Annotated in this window: 1 pseudogene; it reads left to right on the plus strand. The window is 67.1% G+C overall.

Features of this window, described 5'->3' with window-relative positions:
* Positions 1–80: 80 nt before the first annotated feature.
* A pseudogene (locus D7V88_RS44080) lies at positions 81–438 on the plus strand (hypothetical protein); the annotation flags it as partial.

Consider the following 438-nt stretch of genomic DNA (forward strand, 5'->3'; position numbering starts at 1 on the left):
GCTCGGGGACGCTCACCATCCACGTGGGAGCGCCCACCACCGGCCACTTCCCACCCGAGGTGGTGGAAGCCTTCCAGTCCGTGGCAACCATCCCGGTCGCCGACGGCACCGTCGTTTTCCGCGTGCGCGCGCACGACGCCCAGGGCAGCGCGCTAAGCTTCACGTGGTCCACCAGTTCCGGCACCCTGGGCACGGCCTCTAACGCTGCAACCACCAGCGAAGTCCTCTGGGCGGCTCCCACCTGCGTGCCCGCAGGCAACCTGCTGTCCGTCACAGCTACAGTCACCAACGCCCTCGGCCTAACCACCTCCTACTCATTCCGCCTCCAGAATGTCGCTCCGTGTGGAGTCAACCCGTCCGCGAGGCTCGCGGGAGGTGAATGGTATTCGCTTTCGCTCAAGGCGGACGGCACCGTCTGGGCCTGGGGCACCTCAAGGT

The sequence above is a fragment of the Corallococcus terminator genome (assembly GCF_003611635.1).
Classification (GTDB): Bacteria; Myxococcota; Myxococcia; order Myxococcales; family Myxococcaceae; genus Corallococcus; species Corallococcus terminator.